This window comes from Pseudomonas germanica (genome assembly GCF_019614655.1).
In the GTDB taxonomy this organism is placed as follows: Bacteria; Pseudomonadota; Gammaproteobacteria; order Pseudomonadales; family Pseudomonadaceae; genus Aquipseudomonas; species Aquipseudomonas neuropathica.
Genome location: NZ_CP071586.1, coordinates 4538355 through 4555441, shown reverse-complemented (window position 1 = coordinate 4555441; position 17087 = coordinate 4538355). Strand labels below are relative to the sequence as shown.

At 60.4% G+C, this 17087-nt stretch carries 14 protein-coding genes and 1 pseudogene; 5 read left to right on the top strand and 10 right to left on the bottom strand.

Annotated elements, in window-relative coordinates:
* Positions 1-13: 13 nt before the first annotated feature.
* Together selD and mnmH are read left to right on the top strand one after the other, a co-directional pair.
* The gene (selD, locus tag J0G10_RS20025; RefSeq protein ID WP_095124423.1) at positions 14-1048 is read left to right on the top strand and encodes a selenide, water dikinase SelD; all 1035 of its coding nucleotides are present in this window, start codon (positions 14-16) and stop codon (positions 1046-1048) included.
* The gene (mnmH, locus tag J0G10_RS20020) at positions 1048-2151 is read left to right on the top strand and encodes a tRNA 2-selenouridine(34) synthase MnmH (RefSeq protein ID WP_220556540.1); all 1104 of its coding nucleotides are present in this window, start codon (positions 1048-1050) and stop codon (positions 2149-2151) included. Before selD ends, mnmH begins: the two co-directional genes overlap by 1 nt.
* Before the next feature lie 135 nt (positions 2152-2286).
* Here mnmH and J0G10_RS20015 read toward each other — a convergent pair whose 3' ends face one another.
* Entirely contained in the window at positions 2287-2961 is a 675-nt protein-coding gene (locus J0G10_RS20015) for a hypothetical protein (protein ID WP_007918234.1), read from the bottom strand.
* Between the two features lie 343 nt (positions 2962-3304).
* On the opposite strand from J0G10_RS20015, the gene J0G10_RS20010 reads away from it, so the two are divergent.
* The gene (locus J0G10_RS20010; protein ID WP_093433898.1) at positions 3305-4003 is read left to right on the top strand and encodes a glutathione binding-like protein; all 699 of its coding nucleotides are present in this window, start codon (positions 3305-3307) and stop codon (positions 4001-4003) included.
* Positions 4004-4258: 255 nt separating this feature from the next.
* Positions 4259-5233, top strand: coding sequence for a porphobilinogen synthase (gene hemB, locus J0G10_RS20005; RefSeq protein ID WP_095051006.1), 975 nt, complete (start codon positions 4259-4261; stop codon positions 5231-5233).
* 128 nt (positions 5234-5361) lie between these two features.
* On the opposite strand, the gene J0G10_RS20000 is transcribed toward hemB, so the two are convergent.
* The gene (locus J0G10_RS20000) at positions 5362-6897 is read right to left on the bottom strand and encodes an FAD-dependent oxidoreductase (RefSeq protein WP_095124425.1); all 1536 of its coding nucleotides are present in this window, start codon (positions 6895-6897) and stop codon (positions 5362-5364) included.
* Between the two features lie 336 nt (positions 6898-7233).
* Positions 7234-9438, bottom strand: a complete 2205-nt coding sequence (locus J0G10_RS19995; protein WP_220556539.1) for a TonB-dependent receptor — start codon at positions 9436-9438, stop codon at positions 7234-7236.
* Positions 9439-9711: 273 nt separating this feature from the next.
* Here J0G10_RS19995 and J0G10_RS19990 point away from each other — a divergent pair, with 273 nt between their 5' ends.
* A complete protein-coding gene (locus J0G10_RS19990; RefSeq protein WP_220556538.1) occupies positions 9712-10803 on the top strand; it encodes a DUF1615 domain-containing protein in 1092 nt (363 codons plus the stop codon).
* A 73-nt stretch (positions 10804-10876) separates the two neighbouring features.
* Here J0G10_RS19990 and J0G10_RS19985 read toward each other — a convergent pair.
* The 7 genes and pseudogenes from J0G10_RS19985 to J0G10_RS19955 all read right to left on the bottom strand — a co-directional run.
* A pseudogene (locus tag J0G10_RS19985) lies at positions 10877-11158 on the bottom strand (hypothetical protein); the annotation flags it as partial.
* Positions 11159-11290: 132 nt separating this feature from the next.
* The gene (locus J0G10_RS19980; protein ID WP_220556536.1) at positions 11291-11983 is read right to left on the bottom strand and encodes an anti-sigma factor; all 693 of its coding nucleotides are present in this window, start codon (positions 11981-11983) and stop codon (positions 11291-11293) included.
* Positions 11980-12513 carry a sigma-70 family RNA polymerase sigma factor gene (locus J0G10_RS19975; RefSeq protein ID WP_095124429.1) on the bottom strand — a complete coding sequence of 178 codons (534 nt, stop codon included), beginning with the start codon at positions 12511-12513 and terminating at the stop codon, positions 11980-11982. The genes J0G10_RS19980 and J0G10_RS19975 overlap by 4 nt, the downstream gene beginning before the upstream one ends.
* Positions 12514-12676: 163 nt before the next feature.
* A complete protein-coding gene (locus J0G10_RS19970) occupies positions 12677-13198 on the bottom strand; it encodes a DUF3455 domain-containing protein (RefSeq protein ID WP_093433916.1) in 522 nt (173 codons plus the stop codon).
* 114 nt (positions 13199-13312) lie between these two features.
* Entirely contained in the window at positions 13313-14998 is a 1686-nt protein-coding gene (locus J0G10_RS19965; RefSeq protein WP_245397988.1) for an ABC transporter ATP-binding protein, read from the bottom strand.
* A 1-nt stretch (position 14999) separates the two neighbouring features.
* On the bottom strand, positions 15000-16022 hold the full coding sequence (locus J0G10_RS19960) for an ABC transporter permease (RefSeq protein WP_220556535.1): 1023 nt from the start codon (positions 16020-16022) through the stop codon (positions 15000-15002).
* Positions 16022-17086, bottom strand: a complete 1065-nt coding sequence (locus tag J0G10_RS19955; RefSeq protein ID WP_220556534.1) for a microcin C ABC transporter permease YejB — start codon at positions 17084-17086, stop codon at positions 16022-16024. Before J0G10_RS19955 ends, J0G10_RS19960 begins: the two co-directional genes overlap by 1 nt.
* Position 17087: the final 1 nt, after the last annotated feature.

Sequence of the window (17087 nt, the reverse complement as noted above, 5' to 3'; positions counted from 1 at the left end):
CTGAGACTCCCCCATGAGCGAGCCGATTCGTCTGACCCAATACAGCCACGGCGCCGGTTGCGGCTGCAAGATTTCCCCGCAGGTGCTGGAAGTGATTCTGGCCGGCAGCGGTGCGCAGAACCTTGATCCGAAACTGTGGGTCGGCAACGCCTCGCGCGATGACGCGGCGGTCTACGAGATCGATGCCGAGCGCGGTGTGGTCTCGACCACCGACTTTTTCATGCCGATCGTCGATGACCCGTTCGACTTCGGCCGCATCGCCGCGACCAATGCGATCAGCGACATCTACGCGATGGGCGGTGATCCGCTGATGGCCATCGCGATTCTCGGCTGGCCGGTCAATGTGCTGGCGCCGGAAGTGGCGCGTGAAGTGATTCGCGGCGGCCGTGCCGTGTGCGACGCGGCGGGCATTCCACTGGCAGGCGGGCATTCGATCGATGCGCCAGAGCCGATCTTCGGCCTCGCCGTCACCGGTCTGGTCGAGAAGCGCCATATGAAGCGCAACGACACCGCCACCGCCGGTTGCCTGTTGTACCTGACCAAACCGCTAGGCATCGGCATCCTCACCACCGCCGAGAAGAAGGGCAAGTTGCGCCCGGCCGACGTCGGCGTGGCCCGCGACTGGATGTGCACCCTGAACAAACCCGGCAGTCGCTTCGGCAAACTCGCCGGCGTTACAGCGATGACCGACGTTACCGGTTTCGGCCTGCTCGGGCATCTGGTGGAAATGGCCGATGGCAGCCAGCTCACCGCGCGCATCGCCTATGACCGTGTGCCACGTCTGGACAGCGTCGAGTATTACCTCGATCAAGGTTGTGTCCCCGGCGGTACGCTGCGCAACTTCGACAGCTATGCGAGTAAGGTGGGCCGCGTGCAGGAACTGCACAAACGCGTGCTCTGCGACCCGCAAACCAGTGGCGGTCTGCTGATCGCGGTGACGCCGCAAGGCAATGAAGAATTCCTCGCTGTTGCCGCCGAACTGGGTCTGAACCTTGCGCCAATCGGCGAACTGGTTGAGCGACAGACGAACGCAGTCGAGGTGATTTGATGCTCCGCGACTGCACTGACTACCGAGACATTTTTCTCAACGACCGGCCGTTGATGGACGCCCGCGCACCGGTCGAATTTCACAAGGGCGCGTTCCCCGGCGTGATCAATCTGCCGCTGATGAACGACGTTGAACGGCAGAAGATCGGTACCTGCTACAAGCAACACGGCCAGCAGGCCGCCATCGAGCTGGGCCATCAACTGGTGTCGGGCGCGGTGAAGGCCGAGCGCATCCAGGCCTGGGCCGATTTTGCCCGCGCCCATCCTGACGGTTATCTGTATTGTTTTCGTGGCGGCCTGCGCTCGCAGATCACTCAGCAATGGCTGCGTGACGAGGCCGGCATCGACTATCCGCGCATCGGCGGTGGTTACAAAGCGATGCGCAACTTCCTCATCGACACCCTTGAACAGGCCATCGCGCAATGTGATTTCGTCCTGCTCGGCGGCATGACCGGCACTGGCAAGACCGAAGTGCTGGTGCAGTTGCGCAATGGCCTGGACCTGGAAGGGCACGCCAATCATCGTGGCTCAAGCTTCGGCAAACGCGCCACCGGACAGCCGTCGAACATCGATTTTGAAAACCGCCTGGCCATCGACATTCTCAAGAAACGCGACGCGGGGTTTGCGCAGTTCGTGCTGGAGGACGAGAGCCGGGTGGTCGGCAGTTGCGCCTTGCCGCTGCCGCTGTATCAGGGCATGCAGCAGTACCCGATGGTCTGGCTGGAAGACAGTTTTGACGATCGCGTGGAGCGGATTCTGCGTGATTACGTGGTGGATCTGTCTGCGGAATTTACGGCTGTGCACGGTGAAGAGGGCTTCACGTTGTTTTCTGAACGCTTGCTGGAAAGCCTCAACAATGTGCAAAAACGCCTCGGCGGCGAGCGTCATCGGCGAATGCTGTTGTTGATGGAAGAGGCGTTGATCGAGCAGGGGCGGAGTGGGGCGGTGGACTTGCATCGCGGCTGGATCGAAGGGTTGCTGCGTGAGTATTACGACCCGATGTATGTGTTTCAGCGCGAGAAGAAGGGCGGGCGGATCGAGTTTGCCGGGGAGCGTGGGGCGGTGCTTGAGTATCTGCGTGAGCGGGTGAATCAGAAGGATTGATAGTGCTTTTGCTGGCCTCATCGCTGGCAAGCCAGCTCCCACAGTTATTGCGGATGTACATGGATTTTGTGTACACCCTAGAACCCTGTGGGAGCTGGCTTGCCAGCGATGGGGCCGGTTCAGACAGAAGATGACTCAGGTCGGGCAGGTTTCCTTGCCATGATCCAGCCCCTGCTTGTAGCTGTGGCTCTGCAGACTGGCCTTGCCGTTGTGCCAGGTCAGGGTCAGTACATACAGCGAGTCAAAATCGTTGCCCGCCCAGTCCTCGGTGATGTTCTGCTTCTCGCCGACCGCTTTGCCCGCCACCTTGTTGATCAGCTCTGGCAGATAGCCGTGGGACCAGGCGGTGTAGATCGTCGAGTTGTGATACTTGTCTTCCAGCAGTTCGCGGGCCAGATCGCTGGTGTCGTTGGCCGAGAACTCGATGTTCACCGGCAGGCCGAGCTTGATCGCGGCGGGGCTGATGGTCATCAGCGGGCGAATGTAGCTGTAGGAATTATCCAGCTCACCTTCCTCGACATTGCGCGTCGGGTTGGCGGCAAACACGTAATCGGCCTTGCCGAATTTCTCCGGCAGCAGCGTCGACAGGTCGATGGCGCGGTTCAGGCCCTGACAGTTGAGCTGGCCGAGGCCACCTTCGGGTTTCTCCGCATGGCGCAGGAACACCAGCGTCTGGGTACCGTCCACCGGTTGCGCGCGGCTTTCGCTGGACTCCAGCGACAGGAACAGCGCACTGACGGCCAGCAGGGAAGGCAGGGCCACATATGCGCGGTGTTTGAAACGTTTGGCGAATCGCATAAGGATCGTCATGAAATAAAAGGTTCTTCAACAAATTCGGTTAAGGCTGACAAACCTTTACACCGCGGGCTCCCAGCACCGGGTGTTTTCCCTGTCTTGAACGGCTTCCTCTGCAACAAAGGCATAGCTCAGAGTCCCCTGAGGGCCGATTGGTTCGATCGTCCGAGTGCGCAGCACTCTAACGGCTACGTTCAGCGGCCTGGTGGCAGGTTAGCGACAGGATGTTACGGGTTCATGTAGGCGCTGGCGCAGGCTGTGATCTTTTTGCAGGCTGCAAAGGCTCAAGATCAAAAGATCGCTGCCTGCGCAGCGCCTACATTATGATCAGGCTTTAATTTGTGACTGGATGCTTCCCATGACCGATCTGTCCGCGTTCCCGATCACCCAGAAATGGCCGGCGCAGTACCCTGACTGGATTCAGCTCTATTCCTTGCCGACGCCCAATGGTGTCAAAGTCTCGATCATGCTCGAAGAGATCGGCCTGCCGTACGAACCGCACAAGGTCGCTTTCGACAGCAATGATCAATTGTCTGCCGAGTTCCTTTCGCTGAACCCGAACAACAAGATCCCGGCGATCCTGGATCCGCATGGCCCCGAAGATCAGCCACTGGCGCTGTTCGAATCCGGTGCGATCCTGATTTATCTGGCCGACAAAAGCGGCCAGTTGCTCGCGCAGGAAGGTGCGCAGCGCTACGAAACCATCCAGTGGCTGATGTTCCAGATGGGCGGCATCGGTCCAATGTTCGGCCAGCTCGGTTTCTTCAACAAATTCGCTGGCAAGGATTACGAGGACAAGCGCCCGCGTGATCGTTACGTCGATGAAAGCAAGCGTCTGCTCAAGGTGCTCGACGGCCGGCTCGAGGGTCGTGACTGGATCATGGGCGAGCGTTACACCATTGCCGATATCGCCACGTTTCCGTGGGTGCGTAACCTGATTGGGTTTTATGAGGCCGGTGATCTGGTCGGCATCAGCAACTTCCCGAATGTCACCCGCGTACTGGAGCGATTCCTCGCCCGCCCTGCGGTCATTCGCGGCCTGACCATCCCCTCATGATTTTCGGGCTATACACATAACCTTGTGGGAGCTGGCTTGCCAGCGATGACGCCGGTACAGTCGACATCTATGTTGACTGAACCACCGCCATCGCTGGCAAGCCAGCTCCCACAGGGATTTACAGTGTTCTGAAAGATTGTTACCCGCCCGGTAATGCACTCTTGATTGATCCAGGTTTGTACCGCGCGCCCCGCAAGGCATAAGCTTCGCCCCCTACGACTTTCGTCTCATCTGCCGTTTTCAGGAAAGGCCCCCATGTCCAGTCAGTTCCCCGAAGCACGTCCCCGCCGTCTGCGCCGCAATGCGAGCCTGCGCAGCCTGTTCCAGGAAACCGAATTCAGCCTGAACGATCTGGTCCTGCCGATTTTCGTTGAAGAAGAAATCGATGACTTCGTGCCGATCAAGAGCATGCCCGGGGTGATGCGCATTCCCGAGCGCAAACTGGCCAGCGAAATCGAGCGTTATGCCCGTGCTGGCGTCAAGTCGGTGATGACCTTCGGCGTGTCGCATCATCTGGACAGCAACGGCAGCGATACCTGGCGCGAGAATGGTCTGGTCTCGCGCATGTCGCGCATCGCCAAGGACGCTGTGCCGGAGATGATCGTGATGTCCGACACCTGCTTCTGCGAATACACCGATCACGGCCACTGCGGCGTGATGCACAACCATGAAGTCGACAACGACCAGACCCTGATCAACCTCGGCAAACAAGCTGTGGCGGCGGCCCGCGCTGGTGCCGACGTGATCGCGCCGTCAGCAGCGATGGATGGACAAGTGCGGGCGATTCGTCAGGCGCTGGATGCCGCCGGTTTCACCCAGATTCCGATCATGGCTTACTCGACCAAGTTCGCCTCGGCACTCTACGGCCCGTTCCGCGAGGCCGGTGGCAGTGCGCTGAAAGGCGACCGCAAAAGCTATCAGATGAACCCGATGAACCGCCGCGAAGCCCTGCGCGAATCGCTGCTCGACGAGCAGGAAGGCGCCGATGCGCTGATGGTCAAGCCGGCCGGCGCTTACCTCGACATCATCCGCGACATTCGTGAGGCCTCGAACCTGCCGCTGGCGGCGTATCAGGTCAGTGGCGAGTACGCGATGATCAAGTTCGGCGCGCAGGCCGGGGCAATTGATGAGGATCGCGTGGTGCGAGAGAGTCTGGGCGCGATCAAGCGTGCGGGTGCTGATTTGATCTTTACTTACTTTGCGATGGATCTGGCATTGGCCGGGATCTAAAGACCAACGCACAACCCTGTGGGAGCTGGCTTGCCAGCGATAGCGTCAGCACAGTCAAAATCAATCTTGACTGATCCACCGCTATCGCTGGCAAGCCAGCTCCCACAGGTTCTTGTGGTTTCCTTGGGTCAGAGGCAGGCAAAGAACGGGCGGATGCCGTGATCGCGGAAGTAGCGTTCAATCACTTTCGGATCCGCACTGCTTTCGGCAATCGCCACATAAGTATCCGGGCGCAGCAGATAAAAACCGTTGCGCCCTAATCCTGCCGCGTCAAACGCCGGGCGCCAGTCGAACACATGCAGCGGTAAATGGTGTTCATTGCACCAGGCGATCATTTCGTCGCTGGTGTCGCCGTACACGTGCACCTGCCAGCATGGTTGCCTTAGCGGTTCGTAATTATCCCCCTCACCATCATGCGCCCACGGCAAGCGATCGCCGCCATGCACGTGGCCGGCGGCGCCCTGGCTCAGCGGCATGCCGCGATAGTTGAGGGTGACTTGTGACACGGTGCGAAAAAGGAACTCGCGACTGGCCTCGAACGAAGCCATTTTCGGGATCAGAAACGGTGCCACACGCATGCGTAGCAGATCGGCCATGCGTCCTTCGGCAGTGACAAAACTGAAGACTTTGTCGGTGGTCGACACCAGTCGGCGGGCGAAGGCAATGCGTTCTGTTTCGTAGCTGTCGAGCAGGCTTGGTTCGGCGCCACCGCTGAGCACAGCGGCGAGTTTCCACGCCAGATTGATCGCGTCGCCAATGCCGGTGTTCATGCCCTGACCGCCCGCCGGGCTGTGCACATGCGCGGCATCGCCGAGCAGAAACGCACGACCGCTGCGAAAATGCTCGGCCACGCGGTGATGCACGCGGTAGGTCGAGAACCAGTGCACGTCTTCGATATGCACTTTCAGATGTTCGATGGCACGGCTGCTGACGTCGGAGAATTCCAGGCTTTCGGCGCGATCCGCGCGCTCATCACGCACCGTGCCGATCAGACGGGCACGGCCTTCGCCGGCCAGGGGAAACACGGCGAGGAAGTCCGCCTCATCCAGATCCAGGTGCAACTCGCCGTTCATAGCCGGGCCGCTGGCCTTGACGTCGGCGACGTAGAAAATCTGCTGATAGGTGCCGCCGGGAAAACCGGTGTCGAGGGTTTTGCGCACCACTGAGCGGGCGCCATCACATCCCGCCAGATAACAGGCCTGGCAGATTTCCTGCTCGCCATCGGGCAGGCGCAAGTGCGCGGTGAGGCCGTCGCCGGTTTCCTCGAAGCTTTCCAGGGTGGTATCGCGTTCGACCGTGACCCCATAGTCTTCAAGACGCTCGATCAGCAGCCGTTCGTGTTGATCCTGCGGGAAGATTTCGACGAACGCGTACGGCGTCAGGCCTTCGCCGATGCGGTTCAGTGGCAACTGCGCGACCGGTTTACCGTTGACCCAGAAATTCGCCGCCGCCACCCGATGGCCGTTGCGCACCACGGTGTCGGCGAGGTCCAGTTGCCGGTACAACTCGAGGGTGCGCGCCTGCACCGCCAGCGCTCGCGACGTGGTACCGGGCGCGGAGGCCTTGTCGATGATCCGCACGCGCACGCCCAGTTTGCTCAGCCACAGGGCCAGCACCAGCCCGGTGGGACCGGCGCCGATGATCAGAACGTCGCTGCGGTTCATGGGCCTGTCCTCCGTTTGCTGTGCAGCAAGTATGGATCAGAAGGAGAGGCTGGCCAGTTGATCGGCCAGACGGAAGACGGCCCCGCAGCGGTGAGGCTGTGGGGCCTTTTTTGGGTGTTCGGCGGGAAGGTATTGGCGGTAGTGAAATTTACCCCCTCACCCCAGCCCTCTCCCCCAGGGGGCGAGGGGGAAAGGGAGCCGATTTGTGTGTTTTTTAAGACTTGAGTTCGACTCGATATTTCAGGTCGGTGTAACTTGCAAGAACACCACGGTCAGTCCCCTCTCCCTCTGGGAGAGGGTTAGGCGGGCGGCGTTCCGATGAGGGGCTTTTCAGCCTTAGAAATCAATAGTCCCGGACAACTTCGCCACCCGCGGCTCACCCTGAGTCAGATACCCCCCCTGAGCCGATTCCCAATACTTCTTGTTCGCCAGATTTTCCACGCCCAGACGCACGGTCACGTCCTTCTCCGACACCTTGAACGCATAACGCGCCCCCGCATCGAAGCGGTTCCAGGTCGGCAGGCTGAGGTTGTTCGCCGCGTCAGCGTATTGACCGCCGGTACGCAGCATCCGCGCATTCAGCGCCACGCCTTGCAGACCCGGCACGTCCCAATCCGCACCGGCGTTGAACTGGAAGGTCGGCACACCGATCGCACGGTTGCCGTCGTTGGCGCCATTGAGGGTGTTCTTCAGTTCGGTGTCCATCAGGGTCAGACCGCTGATCAGGCGCAGACCATTGATCGGTTCGCCGAACACGTTCATTTCCACGCCTTTGTTGATCTGCTCGCCTTCACGCACGTAGGTGCAGGTGGTGGCGCTGTCGATTTCGCAGTAACCATCGCTCGGCTGTTCGATGCGATAAACACCCAGGCTGGCGCCGTAAGTGCCCATGTCGACTTTCACCCCGACTTCGGTCTGCTTGGAGCGTTTCGGCGCATAGACTTCGTTGCCGTTGGTGACACGGAAACCACCGGAACTGGTCGGCGAAGTCGGGCCCTGGGCCAGACCTTCGATGTGGTTGGCGTAGAACGACACATGGTCCCACGGCTTGAACACCACGCCGTAGACGGGTGTGGTGATCGATTCGTCGTAGCTCGACTTGCGACCGCCGCTGCCCCAACTGGCGTAGTTGTAGCCTTGCACCACCAGTTGCTGGCGACGCAGGCCGGCGGTGACCAGCAGGCGATCATCGAAGAAACCGAGGGTGTCAGAGAGTGCGATGCTGCGGTTGAAGGTCTTGCCGACGATGCCGGGATCATTCAAGTCGCCGCCGGCAAAGTTGCCCACCGGCGACGGCGTTTGCACCGGGTGGTAGATGTTGTTGGCGTATTGGGTCAGGTCAAAATCATAGGCGCTGCGCTGCTCGGCCCAGATGCCGGTCAGGCCGAAGTTGAGCTTGTGGCTGACCGACCCGGTGTTGAATTTACCGTTGAGGCCGGCCATCACGCTGGTGTTGTCTTCGTCGTGCGGAATGAACGAGCCGGTGGTGAACGACGCGCCGTTGTTACCGACCAGCGTGGTCGAGTTGTAGCGCCCGACTTCGCGGGTGTGCTTGGCGCCGCCAGCGGCGTAGGCAGTCCAGTTGTCGTTCAGGTCGTACTCGGCGCGAAGCATGCCGAAGGTGTCTTCGATGTCGGTGTAGCCCCACTTCGGCGCGTAGTTGGTGTCGGCCGAGGGCGCGTCTGGAATGTGCGTGGCAGTGCCGAGGTTGACCGAGTTACGACCACCGTTGACGCGTTCTTTCTGGTAGGCGAAGTCGCCGGAGAGGCGCAGGGCGTCGCCGCGATAATCGAGGCCGATGGCAAACAGTTTCGAGCGCTGGTTCTCGTGATCGATACCGGTGTCACCTTCACGCTGGGACAGGTTGATCCGGGCGCCGAAGCGGTTGTCTTCACCGAAACGCTGACCGATGTCGAAGTGATGACCGATACGGCCTTCGCTGTTGATGTCGGTGGTGTAACGACGCAGCGGCACATCGCCGGCGCGCTTCGGTTGCAAGTTGACGCCGCCGCCGATGCCGGAGCCGGTCGGGGTCACGCCGTTGATAAAGGCGTTCGGGCCTTTGAAAACTTCCACGCGCTCCAGGGCATCGGTGGAAATGATCTGCCGGGGCAGCACGCCGTACAGGCCGTTATAGGAAATGTCGTCGCCGTTCAGTGGCAAGCCACGGATCATGAAGACCTGCGCCTGGTTGCCGTAACCGGACGCCTGACGTACCGAGGAATCGTTGAGCAGCACGTCGGCGACGTCTTCGGCCTGCTGATCCTGAATCAATTGTTCGGTGTAGGACGCGGCGCTGAACGGCACGTCCATCATGTCCTGATTGCCGAGCACGCCGAGTTGACCACCACGGGCGACCTGACCACCCGCGTAAACCGGGGGCAGGGCGTTGGGCGTCGGGGCTTGGGCGTTGACGTTGACGTCGTCCAGCACCAGCGCTTTGGTATCGCCTTCTGCGGCTTGGGCGGTGATGGTCAGGGAACACAGCAGGGCGAGAAGCGTCGGGCGAAACGGGACGGCGAGTCGAGCTGGAACGGGCATGTAGATACCTGGAGGCGCACGGCCGGTGAGAAAAATAAGGGCGGCGCGGGAACTCCTTGCGCAAATGCGACTCCAGGCGCAAATGATAGGTTTTCTCAGTAACGTTTTGCAATCAGTTTGTCATCACCCTCTCAAAACACACATCACCTGTAGGAGCTGCCGCAGGCTGCGATCTTTTGATCTTGTTTTTTAAAATCAAAAGATCGCAGCCTGCGGCAGCTCCTACACGGATTGTGTATGGTGGTTTGGGCTTAACGGACTGGATAAAGCTTCATGCACAACTTTCAATTACCGATCACGCTCGCCGTACTGCTGGTGCTCGCCGGTTGCGCGGGGCAACGCAGTACCGAGCCGGTGCCCCGTGCGCCTGCTGAAGTGAAGGCCGAGATCGTGCGGCTGATGCCGGCCAAGACTGCCGATCGCCAAGGCTGGGCCACCGATATCTACGCCGCGTTTGCCGCGCAGAACATCAGCCCGACCACGCAAAATCTTTGCTCGGTGCTGGCCGTGGCCGAGCAGGAATCGACCTTCCAGGCCGACCCCACGGTGCCAGGCCTGGGCAAAATCGCTCGCGACGAAATCGACCGTCGCGCCGCCAAAGTGCACATCCCCAGCTTGTTGGTCAGCGGCGCGCTGCAAGTGCGCTCAACCAACGGCAGGACCTACAGCGAACGCTTGAATACGGCGCGCAGTGAGAAAGAACTCAGTGGTATTTTCGACGACTTCATCGGCCGGGTGCCGATGGGCCGTACGCTGTTCGGCGGTTTTAACCCGGTGCACACCGGCGGGCCGATGCAGGTCAGCATCGAATTTGCCGAACAGCACGCCAAGGATTATCCGTATCCGGTTGACGGCACGATCCGCCGTGAAGTGTTCAGCCGCCGTGGTGGCATGTATTTCGGCATCGCACATTTGCTCGGTTATCCGGTGAGTTATCGCGAGCCGCTGTATCGGTTTGCCGATTTCAACGCCGGTTGGTACGCCAGTCGCAATGCCGCGTTTCAGAATGCGGTGAGCCGCGCTTCGGGCATCCCGCTGGCGCTCGATGGCGACCTGATCCGCTACGACTCGATCATGCCCAGCGGCACGGAACTGGCGGTGCGCACCCTCGGCAAGTCGCTGGGCATGCGCAACCCGACGATTCGCGACCAATTGGAGGAGGGCAAAACCCTGGAATTCGAAGAGACCAAGCTCTATCAGCGAGTGTTCGAACTGGCGGAGCAAGCGGAGGGGAAAAAGCTGCCGCGCGCGGTGTTGCCTGGGATCGTGCTGCAGAGCCCGAAGATCACCCGCAAACTCACCACAGCTTGGTTCGCCAAGCGCGTGGACGAGCGCTACAAGCGCTGCATGGCCAAGGCCGGATAAATCAGGCAGACATAAAAAACCCGGCCAAGGGAGCCGGGTTTCTCTGGGTTGTTGCGCTTACAGCCAATCATCAGGCAACGCGACGTTCGATCAGACGATCCGAGCCACCTTCGGCAACGCGACGTTCGATCAGACGATCCGAACCACCTTCGGCGACGCGACGTTCCAGCAGACGATCAGCGCCACCTTCAGCAACGCGACGTTCGATCAGACGATCCGAACCACCTTCAGCCACACGGCTTTCGATCAGTTTGTCCGAGCCGCCTTCGGCGATCATGGTGTGGGCCGGGGTAGCGGCGAAAGCGTTGATAGCGAAGACCGAGAAAGCGATGCCGAGAAGAGTTTGGCGTTTCATGATGGTGTGCTCCGGGGTGTTGTTGGTTGGTATGGAGCAGATGTTACGCCCGGGATTTTTTATGAGAACTTCATTGCCGTGATGGTGAACATCGATGCCGATGATGGTTGCCGGAACCCGCAGATCAGAGCCTCACAGCACCTTCACCGCACGCCCGATCGCCTGAATCGGCCCGGTCGGTTTGCCGATCGGCGAGCCATTGGCGCCCTCAAGTGTCAGCTCGAATAGCTGATTGGGTTGCAGCGGCGGTAACTTGTCCAGCGGCACCGACAAGGCCTGCCCGGGTTTGACCAGCCCCAGCGAAACCGGCCCCTGCCAGCCGTCAGCCTTGGTCCAGAATTCCAGAGCCTTGTCGGCTGGTACCTCAACCACGCCGAGCGGGATCAGTTGAATTTCATGCGAATTGCTCGCCTGAATCACCCAGCCCGGGGCTTTGTCCTGCGGCGCAACCAGCACCACCAGATAGCTGGGTTTCGGCGTGGTCTGGGTCAGCAGGATAGAACCCAGAATCAACGTCGCGGCCAAACCGGCTGCGCTCAACCCACGCCAGAGCGGCAGCAGGTTCCACCATGAAGTTGAAGGTGCTTGCCGCGCCAGTCGCCCGATACTGCGCTCGATGCGTTGCCACAACTGCGCCGAGGGTTGCTGCGGCTCCGCGAGATCCGTCAGCTCCAGCAGACGCCGCTCCCAGGCGTCTACCGCTGCGCGCAATTGCGGATCATTCGGCAAACGCCGTTGCACCTCGCTGCGCTGTTCGAACGACAGCGTGCCGAGCACATATTCGCCGGCCAGTTCATCCCGTTCTTGCGCTGATTCGCTGGTCATCCCATGCACTCCCGCAAGGCATTGAGGCTGCGCTTGATCCACGCTTTGACGGTGCCCAGCGGCGTGTCGAGGCGCGCGGCAATTTGCGCGTGGCTGTAGCCGTCGACGTAAGCATGCAGGACGCAACTGCGCCGTTGTGGCTCCAGCTGTTCAAGGCAATGGTAGATGCGCGCCGAATGCGCGTGGGCGTCGAAGCTGGCATCGTCCGCAGCGGTTTCGTGGGCCTCGCTGAACGGCGTTTCCCGGCCGTGATCACGCAGCAGATTCAGCGCCAGATGCCGGGTCACGCTGAACATCCAGCCACGCGCCGAACCGCGCGCCGGGTCAAACCCCGCCGCGCCGTTCCAGATCTTGATGAAGGCCTCATGAACAATGTCCTCCGCCAGCGCCGTATCGCGCACCAGGCGCTTGGCCACGCCGAGCAGACGCGGGCCTTCCTGCACATACAAATCGCGCAGGGCCGCACGCTCGCCACGGGCACAGGCAGCGAGATGGGCTTCGTAATCGAAAACGGATTCGGCTAAAGGCATGTCGTGCAATCTAGCTCACATTCCGTAAACATCCAGAACACATAATTCCCCTTGTAGGAGTGAGCCTGCTCGCGATAGCGGTGTATCAGCAGCATATTCTTCACTGATACACCGCTATCGCGAGCAGGCTCACTCCTACAGGGGATTTGTGGTGTTCCGGAGATCAGTTCGCCGCCCAGAAAATGTAATCAGCCTGGTACTTCACCACTTCCTGCTTGCCCTTGTTCGCCGTCGTGCATTCACTGCCCGGTGCCACGCCGCCCTTGAGCGCGACACGCTGGATGTAACTCACGCCGCTCATCGCGCCTTTACCCTCGGCGGGGTTGGCCTTGACCAGTTGATAGGGCAGGTTGCCCGGAGTCGACGGCGCCACGGCCAGTTGCGTGCCGGTGACTTTCGAACCGTCCTTGGCCTGCCAGGTCGCTGGCGGGCCGAAGTAGGTGCCGACCTGCTTGCCGCTGCGATCATTGAGCACCGCTTTCGGACCGACAAACGTCCACTCGGTCTGCCCGGCCGCGTTGGGCTTGTCGCGGCACTCGTAGGTGATCTCGCCGACGCCGGTGGTTTCCATCGCAATCTTGTGGCCGTCCGGCACTTTGATCGCGTCGGGGTAACTGCTTTGGGCGAAGGTTGTCGAGGACAGGGCGAGCAAACCGGTGAGGCCAATCAGCTGGGTGATGTTCATCAGTGTTATCTCCGAAAAGGGTAGACCGCTGACAGCCGAAGAGGGCTGTTACAGGGACTACCCGTGACGGAGGCGTTTGGATGCAGTGCCTGAAAAATATTTTTTGGATCACTTCTATACCTGTGGGAGCTGGCTTGCCAGCGATAGCGGTGGGTCAGCGAAGGGGATGTCGACTGACCCGGCGCCATCGCTGGCAAGCCAGCCCCCACAGGGTTTTGTGTCGGGCTTGAGGCCGGAGGCGTTCAAGAGCTCTTGGGTGTAGGGGTGTTTGGGTGCGGCGAAAATCTCGCGTGAAGAACCCTGCTCAACCACCTTGCCATCCTTGATCACCATCAAGTCATGCGCCAGCGCATGTACCACCGCCAGATCATGGCTGATGAACAAATAGGTCAGCCCATGCCTGATCTGCAATTGCCGCAACAACTCCACCACCTGTTTCTGCACCGTGCGATCCAGCGCCGAGGTCGGCTCATCAAGCAGAATAAGCGCCGGCTCCAGCACCAGTGCGCGGGCGATGGAGATGCGCTGGCGCTGGCCACCGGAAAACTCGTGGGGATAACGATGGCGGCTCTGCGGATCGAGGCCGACTTCCTCCAGCACCCGGATCACCGCCGCTTCCCGCTCAGCCTCAGTGCCGATACCGTGAGTCAGCAAGCCTTCGGCAATAATCTGCTGCACTGACATCCGTGGGCTGAGGCTGCCGAACGGGTCCTGGAACACCACTTGAATCTGCCGCCGCAACGGCCGCATCAAACGTTGATTGAGCAAGCTCAGTTGCTTGTTACCAAAACGGATATTGCCCTCGGACTCGACCAACCGCAGGATCGCCTGACCCAGCGTCGATTTACCCGAACCCGACTCACCGACAATCCCCAAAGTCTTGCCGCGTTGCAGGGTGAAACTCACGCCGTCCACGGCTTTGATGTAATCCTGCTGGCGACTGAACAACGCCTTGGGCAATGGAAACCACACCTTCAAATCATCGACTTCGAGCAGGTTGTGGTCGTACTCACTGGGCACCGGCGCACCGCTCGGTTCGGCCTCGATCAACAACCGACTGTAAGGATGCTGCGGCGCGCGAAACAGCGCCTCGCAATCCGCCTGCTCGACGATTTCACCATGGCGCATCACGCATACCCGTTGCGCGATGCGCCGTACCAGATTGAGGTCGTGACTGATCAGCAACAGCGACATGCCGAGGCGTTGCTGCAACTCGATCAACAACTCAAGAATCTTCTGCTGCACCGTGACGTCGAGCGCCGTGGTCGGCTCGTCAGCGATCAACAATTCCGGCTCATTCGCCAGCGCCATCGCAATCATCACCCGTTGCCGTTGACCACCGGAAAGTTGATGCGGATAGGCTTTCAAGCGCTGCAACGGCTGGCGAATGCCGACCAGTTCCAACAGCTCCAACGTCCGTTCACGGGCAGCGCGGCCCTTGAGGCCTTTGTGAATCTCCAGTACTTCGCTGATTTGCTTTTCCACCGTGTGCAGCGGGTTCAGCGAGGTCATCGGCTCCTGGAAAATCATCGCAATGCGGTTGCCGCGCAAGCCGCGCATCTGCTGCTCGCTGGCGTGCAATAAGTCCACGCCGTTGTAGCGGATCGCGCCGCTGCTGCTGACGTTCTTGCCCGGCAACAAACGCAGGATCGAATGCGCGGTCACCGACTTGCCTGAGCCGGACTCTCCGACCAGTGCCAGGCACTCGCCGCGGCGGATATCCAGGTTCAAACCGTGCACCACTTCTTGTCCGGCGAATGCGACGCGCAGATCGCGAATTTCAATCAGGTTGTCGTTCATGTCAGCTCCGGGGATCAAATGCATCACGGCAAGCCTCACCGATGAAAACCAACAACGACAAAATCAGCGCCAAAGCAAAAAACGCCGTTAGCCCCAGCCATGGCGCTTGCAGATTGCGCTTGGCCTGTCCGATCAACTCGCCCAGCGACGCGGTGCCGGCCGGCATGCCGAAGCCGAGAAAATCCAGCGCAGTCAGGGTGGCGATGGCGCCGGTGAGAATGAACGGCAGGTAGGTGAGGGTGGAGGTCATCGCGTTGGGCAGGATGTGCCGGCACATCAGCTCGTTGTCGGTCAGGCCCAGCGCTCGCGCGGCTTTGACGTATTCCAGATTGCGTCCACGCAGAAACTCGGCGCGCACCACATCAACCAGCGCCAGCCAGGAAAACAGCGCCATGATCCCCAGCAACCACCAGAAACTCGGCGAGACGAACCCGGACAAAATGATCAGCAGGTACAGCACCGGCAACCCCGACCAGATCTCCAGCACCCGTTGCCCGAGCAAGTCGACCCAGCCACCGTAATAACCCTGCAACGCCCCGGCAACGATGCCGATCAACGCACTGATGCCGGTGAGAATCAGTGCAAACAGAATCGAAATCCGCGTGCCGAAAATCACCCGCGCCAACACGTCGCGGGCCTGATCGTCAGTGCCCAGCCAATTGCTTGAGGACGGTGGGCTCGGTGCCGGCTCCGCAAGGTCGTAATTGACCGTGTCGTAACTGAACGGGATCGGCGGAAACAGCATCCAGCCGCCCTGATCCTCGATCAGTTTGTGCACGTAGCTGCTGGCGTAATCCGGCTGAAACGGCAGCTCGCCGCCGAAATCGGTTTCCAGGTAATCGCTGAGGATCGGGAAGTAAAAAGCGTCGTGATAACGGATCACCAACGGCTTGTCGTTGGCGATCAACTCACCGCCCAGACAAATCAGGCACAAACCGATAAACAGCCACAGCGACCAGCGTCCACGGCGGTTGGCCTTAAACTGAGCCACGCGACGCTGACCAAGAGGGGAGAGAGTGAACATCAGGCAGTCCTCGCCGAGAAGTCGATGCGCGGGTCGAGCAGGGTGTAGCAAAGGTCGCCGATCAGCTTGATCAACAGGCCGAACAGGGTGAACAGGAACAACGCACCGAACACCACTGGGTAATCCCGCGACACCGCCGCTTCGTAACTCATGCGCCCGAGGCCGTCGAGGTTGAAGATGGTTTCGATCAGCAGGGAGCCGGCGAAAAACACCTCGATCAGTGCTGACGGCACTCCGGCCACCACCAACAACATCGCATTGCGAAACACGTGGCCATAGAGCACGCGCCTCTCGGTCAGCCCCTTGGCCCGGGCGGTGATCACGTACTGGCGGCTGATCTCGTTGAGGAAGCTGTTCTTGGTCAGGATCGTCAACGTGGCGAAGCCGCCAATCACCAGCGCCGTCACCGGCAACACCAGGTGCCAGAGGTAATCGCCAATCTTGCCCATCGTGCTGAGGCTGTCGAAGTTATCCGAGACCAGCCCCTGCACCGGAAACCAGTTGACGTAGCTGCCACCGGCAAACACCACGATCAACAGAATCGCGAATAGAAACGCTGGCATCGCGTAGCCAATGATGATCGCCGTGCTGCTCCAGACATCAAACGCGCTGCCGTTCCTGATCGCTTTGCGAATGCCCAGCGGGATCGAAATCATGTAGGTGATCAACGTCGCCCACAAGCCCAGCGACAGCGACACCGGCAACTTCTGCACAATCAGATCGGTGACCTTGGCGCCGCGAAAGAAACTGCTGCCCAGATCCAGCTGCGCGTAGTTTTTCAGCATCAGCCACAGGCGTTCGTGCATGGGTTTGTCGAAGCCGTAATGGTGTTTGATTTCCTCGATCAGCGCGGGGTCGAGACCACGGCTGCTGCGACCCGCGCCGCCAACCGCCGCAACCTCGCCACCACCGCCCATGCTGTGCCCGCCGAAGCCCTGCAAGCGGGCGATGGCTTGCTCCACCGGCCCACCTGGCGCGGCCTGCACAATCAGAAAATTCACCACCAGAATGCACAGCAGCGTCGGGATGATCAGCAGCAATCGTCGGCTCAGATAACGCAGCATG

Bases quoted from the DNA above. Each gene is read 5' to 3' on its own strand.
- selD (WP_095124423.1), top strand. From the start codon at position 14: ATGAGCGAGCCGATTCGTCTGACCCAATACAGCCACGGCGCCGGTTGC.
- mnmH (WP_220556540.1), top strand. From the start codon at position 1,048: ATGCTCCGCGACTGCACTGACTACCGAGACATTTTTCTCAACGACCGG.
- J0G10_RS20015 (WP_007918234.1), bottom strand. From the start codon at position 2,961: ATGACGATCCTTATGCGATTCGCCAAACGTTTCAAACACCGCGCATAT.
- J0G10_RS20010 (WP_093433898.1), top strand. From the start codon at position 3,305: ATGACCGATCTGTCCGCGTTCCCGATCACCCAGAAATGGCCGGCGCAG.
- hemB (WP_095051006.1), top strand. From the start codon at position 4,259: ATGTCCAGTCAGTTCCCCGAAGCACGTCCCCGCCGTCTGCGCCGCAAT.
- J0G10_RS20000 (WP_095124425.1), bottom strand. From the start codon at position 6,897: ATGAACCGCAGCGACGTTCTGATCATCGGCGCCGGTCCCACCGGGCTG.
- J0G10_RS19995 (WP_220556539.1), bottom strand. From the start codon at position 9,438: ATGCCCGTTCCAGCTCGACTCGCCGTCCCGTTTCGCCCGACGCTTCTC.
- J0G10_RS19990 (WP_220556538.1), top strand. From the start codon at position 9,712: ATGCACAACTTTCAATTACCGATCACGCTCGCCGTACTGCTGGTGCTC.
- J0G10_RS19980 (WP_220556536.1), bottom strand. From the start codon at position 11,983: ATGACCAGCGAATCAGCGCAAGAACGGGATGAACTGGCCGGCGAATAT.
- J0G10_RS19975 (WP_095124429.1), bottom strand. From the start codon at position 12,513: ATGCCTTTAGCCGAATCCGTTTTCGATTACGAAGCCCATCTCGCTGCC.
- J0G10_RS19970 (WP_093433916.1), bottom strand. From the start codon at position 13,198: ATGAACATCACCCAGCTGATTGGCCTCACCGGTTTGCTCGCCCTGTCC.
- J0G10_RS19965 (WP_245397988.1), bottom strand. From the start codon at position 14,998: ATGAACGACAACCTGATTGAAATTCGCGATCTGCGCGTCGCATTCGCC.
- J0G10_RS19960 (WP_220556535.1), bottom strand. From the start codon at position 16,022: ATGTTCACTCTCTCCCCTCTTGGTCAGCGTCGCGTGGCTCAGTTTAAG.
- J0G10_RS19955 (WP_220556534.1), bottom strand. From the start codon at position 17,086: ATGCTGCGTTATCTGAGCCGACGATTGCTGCTGATCATCCCGACGCTG.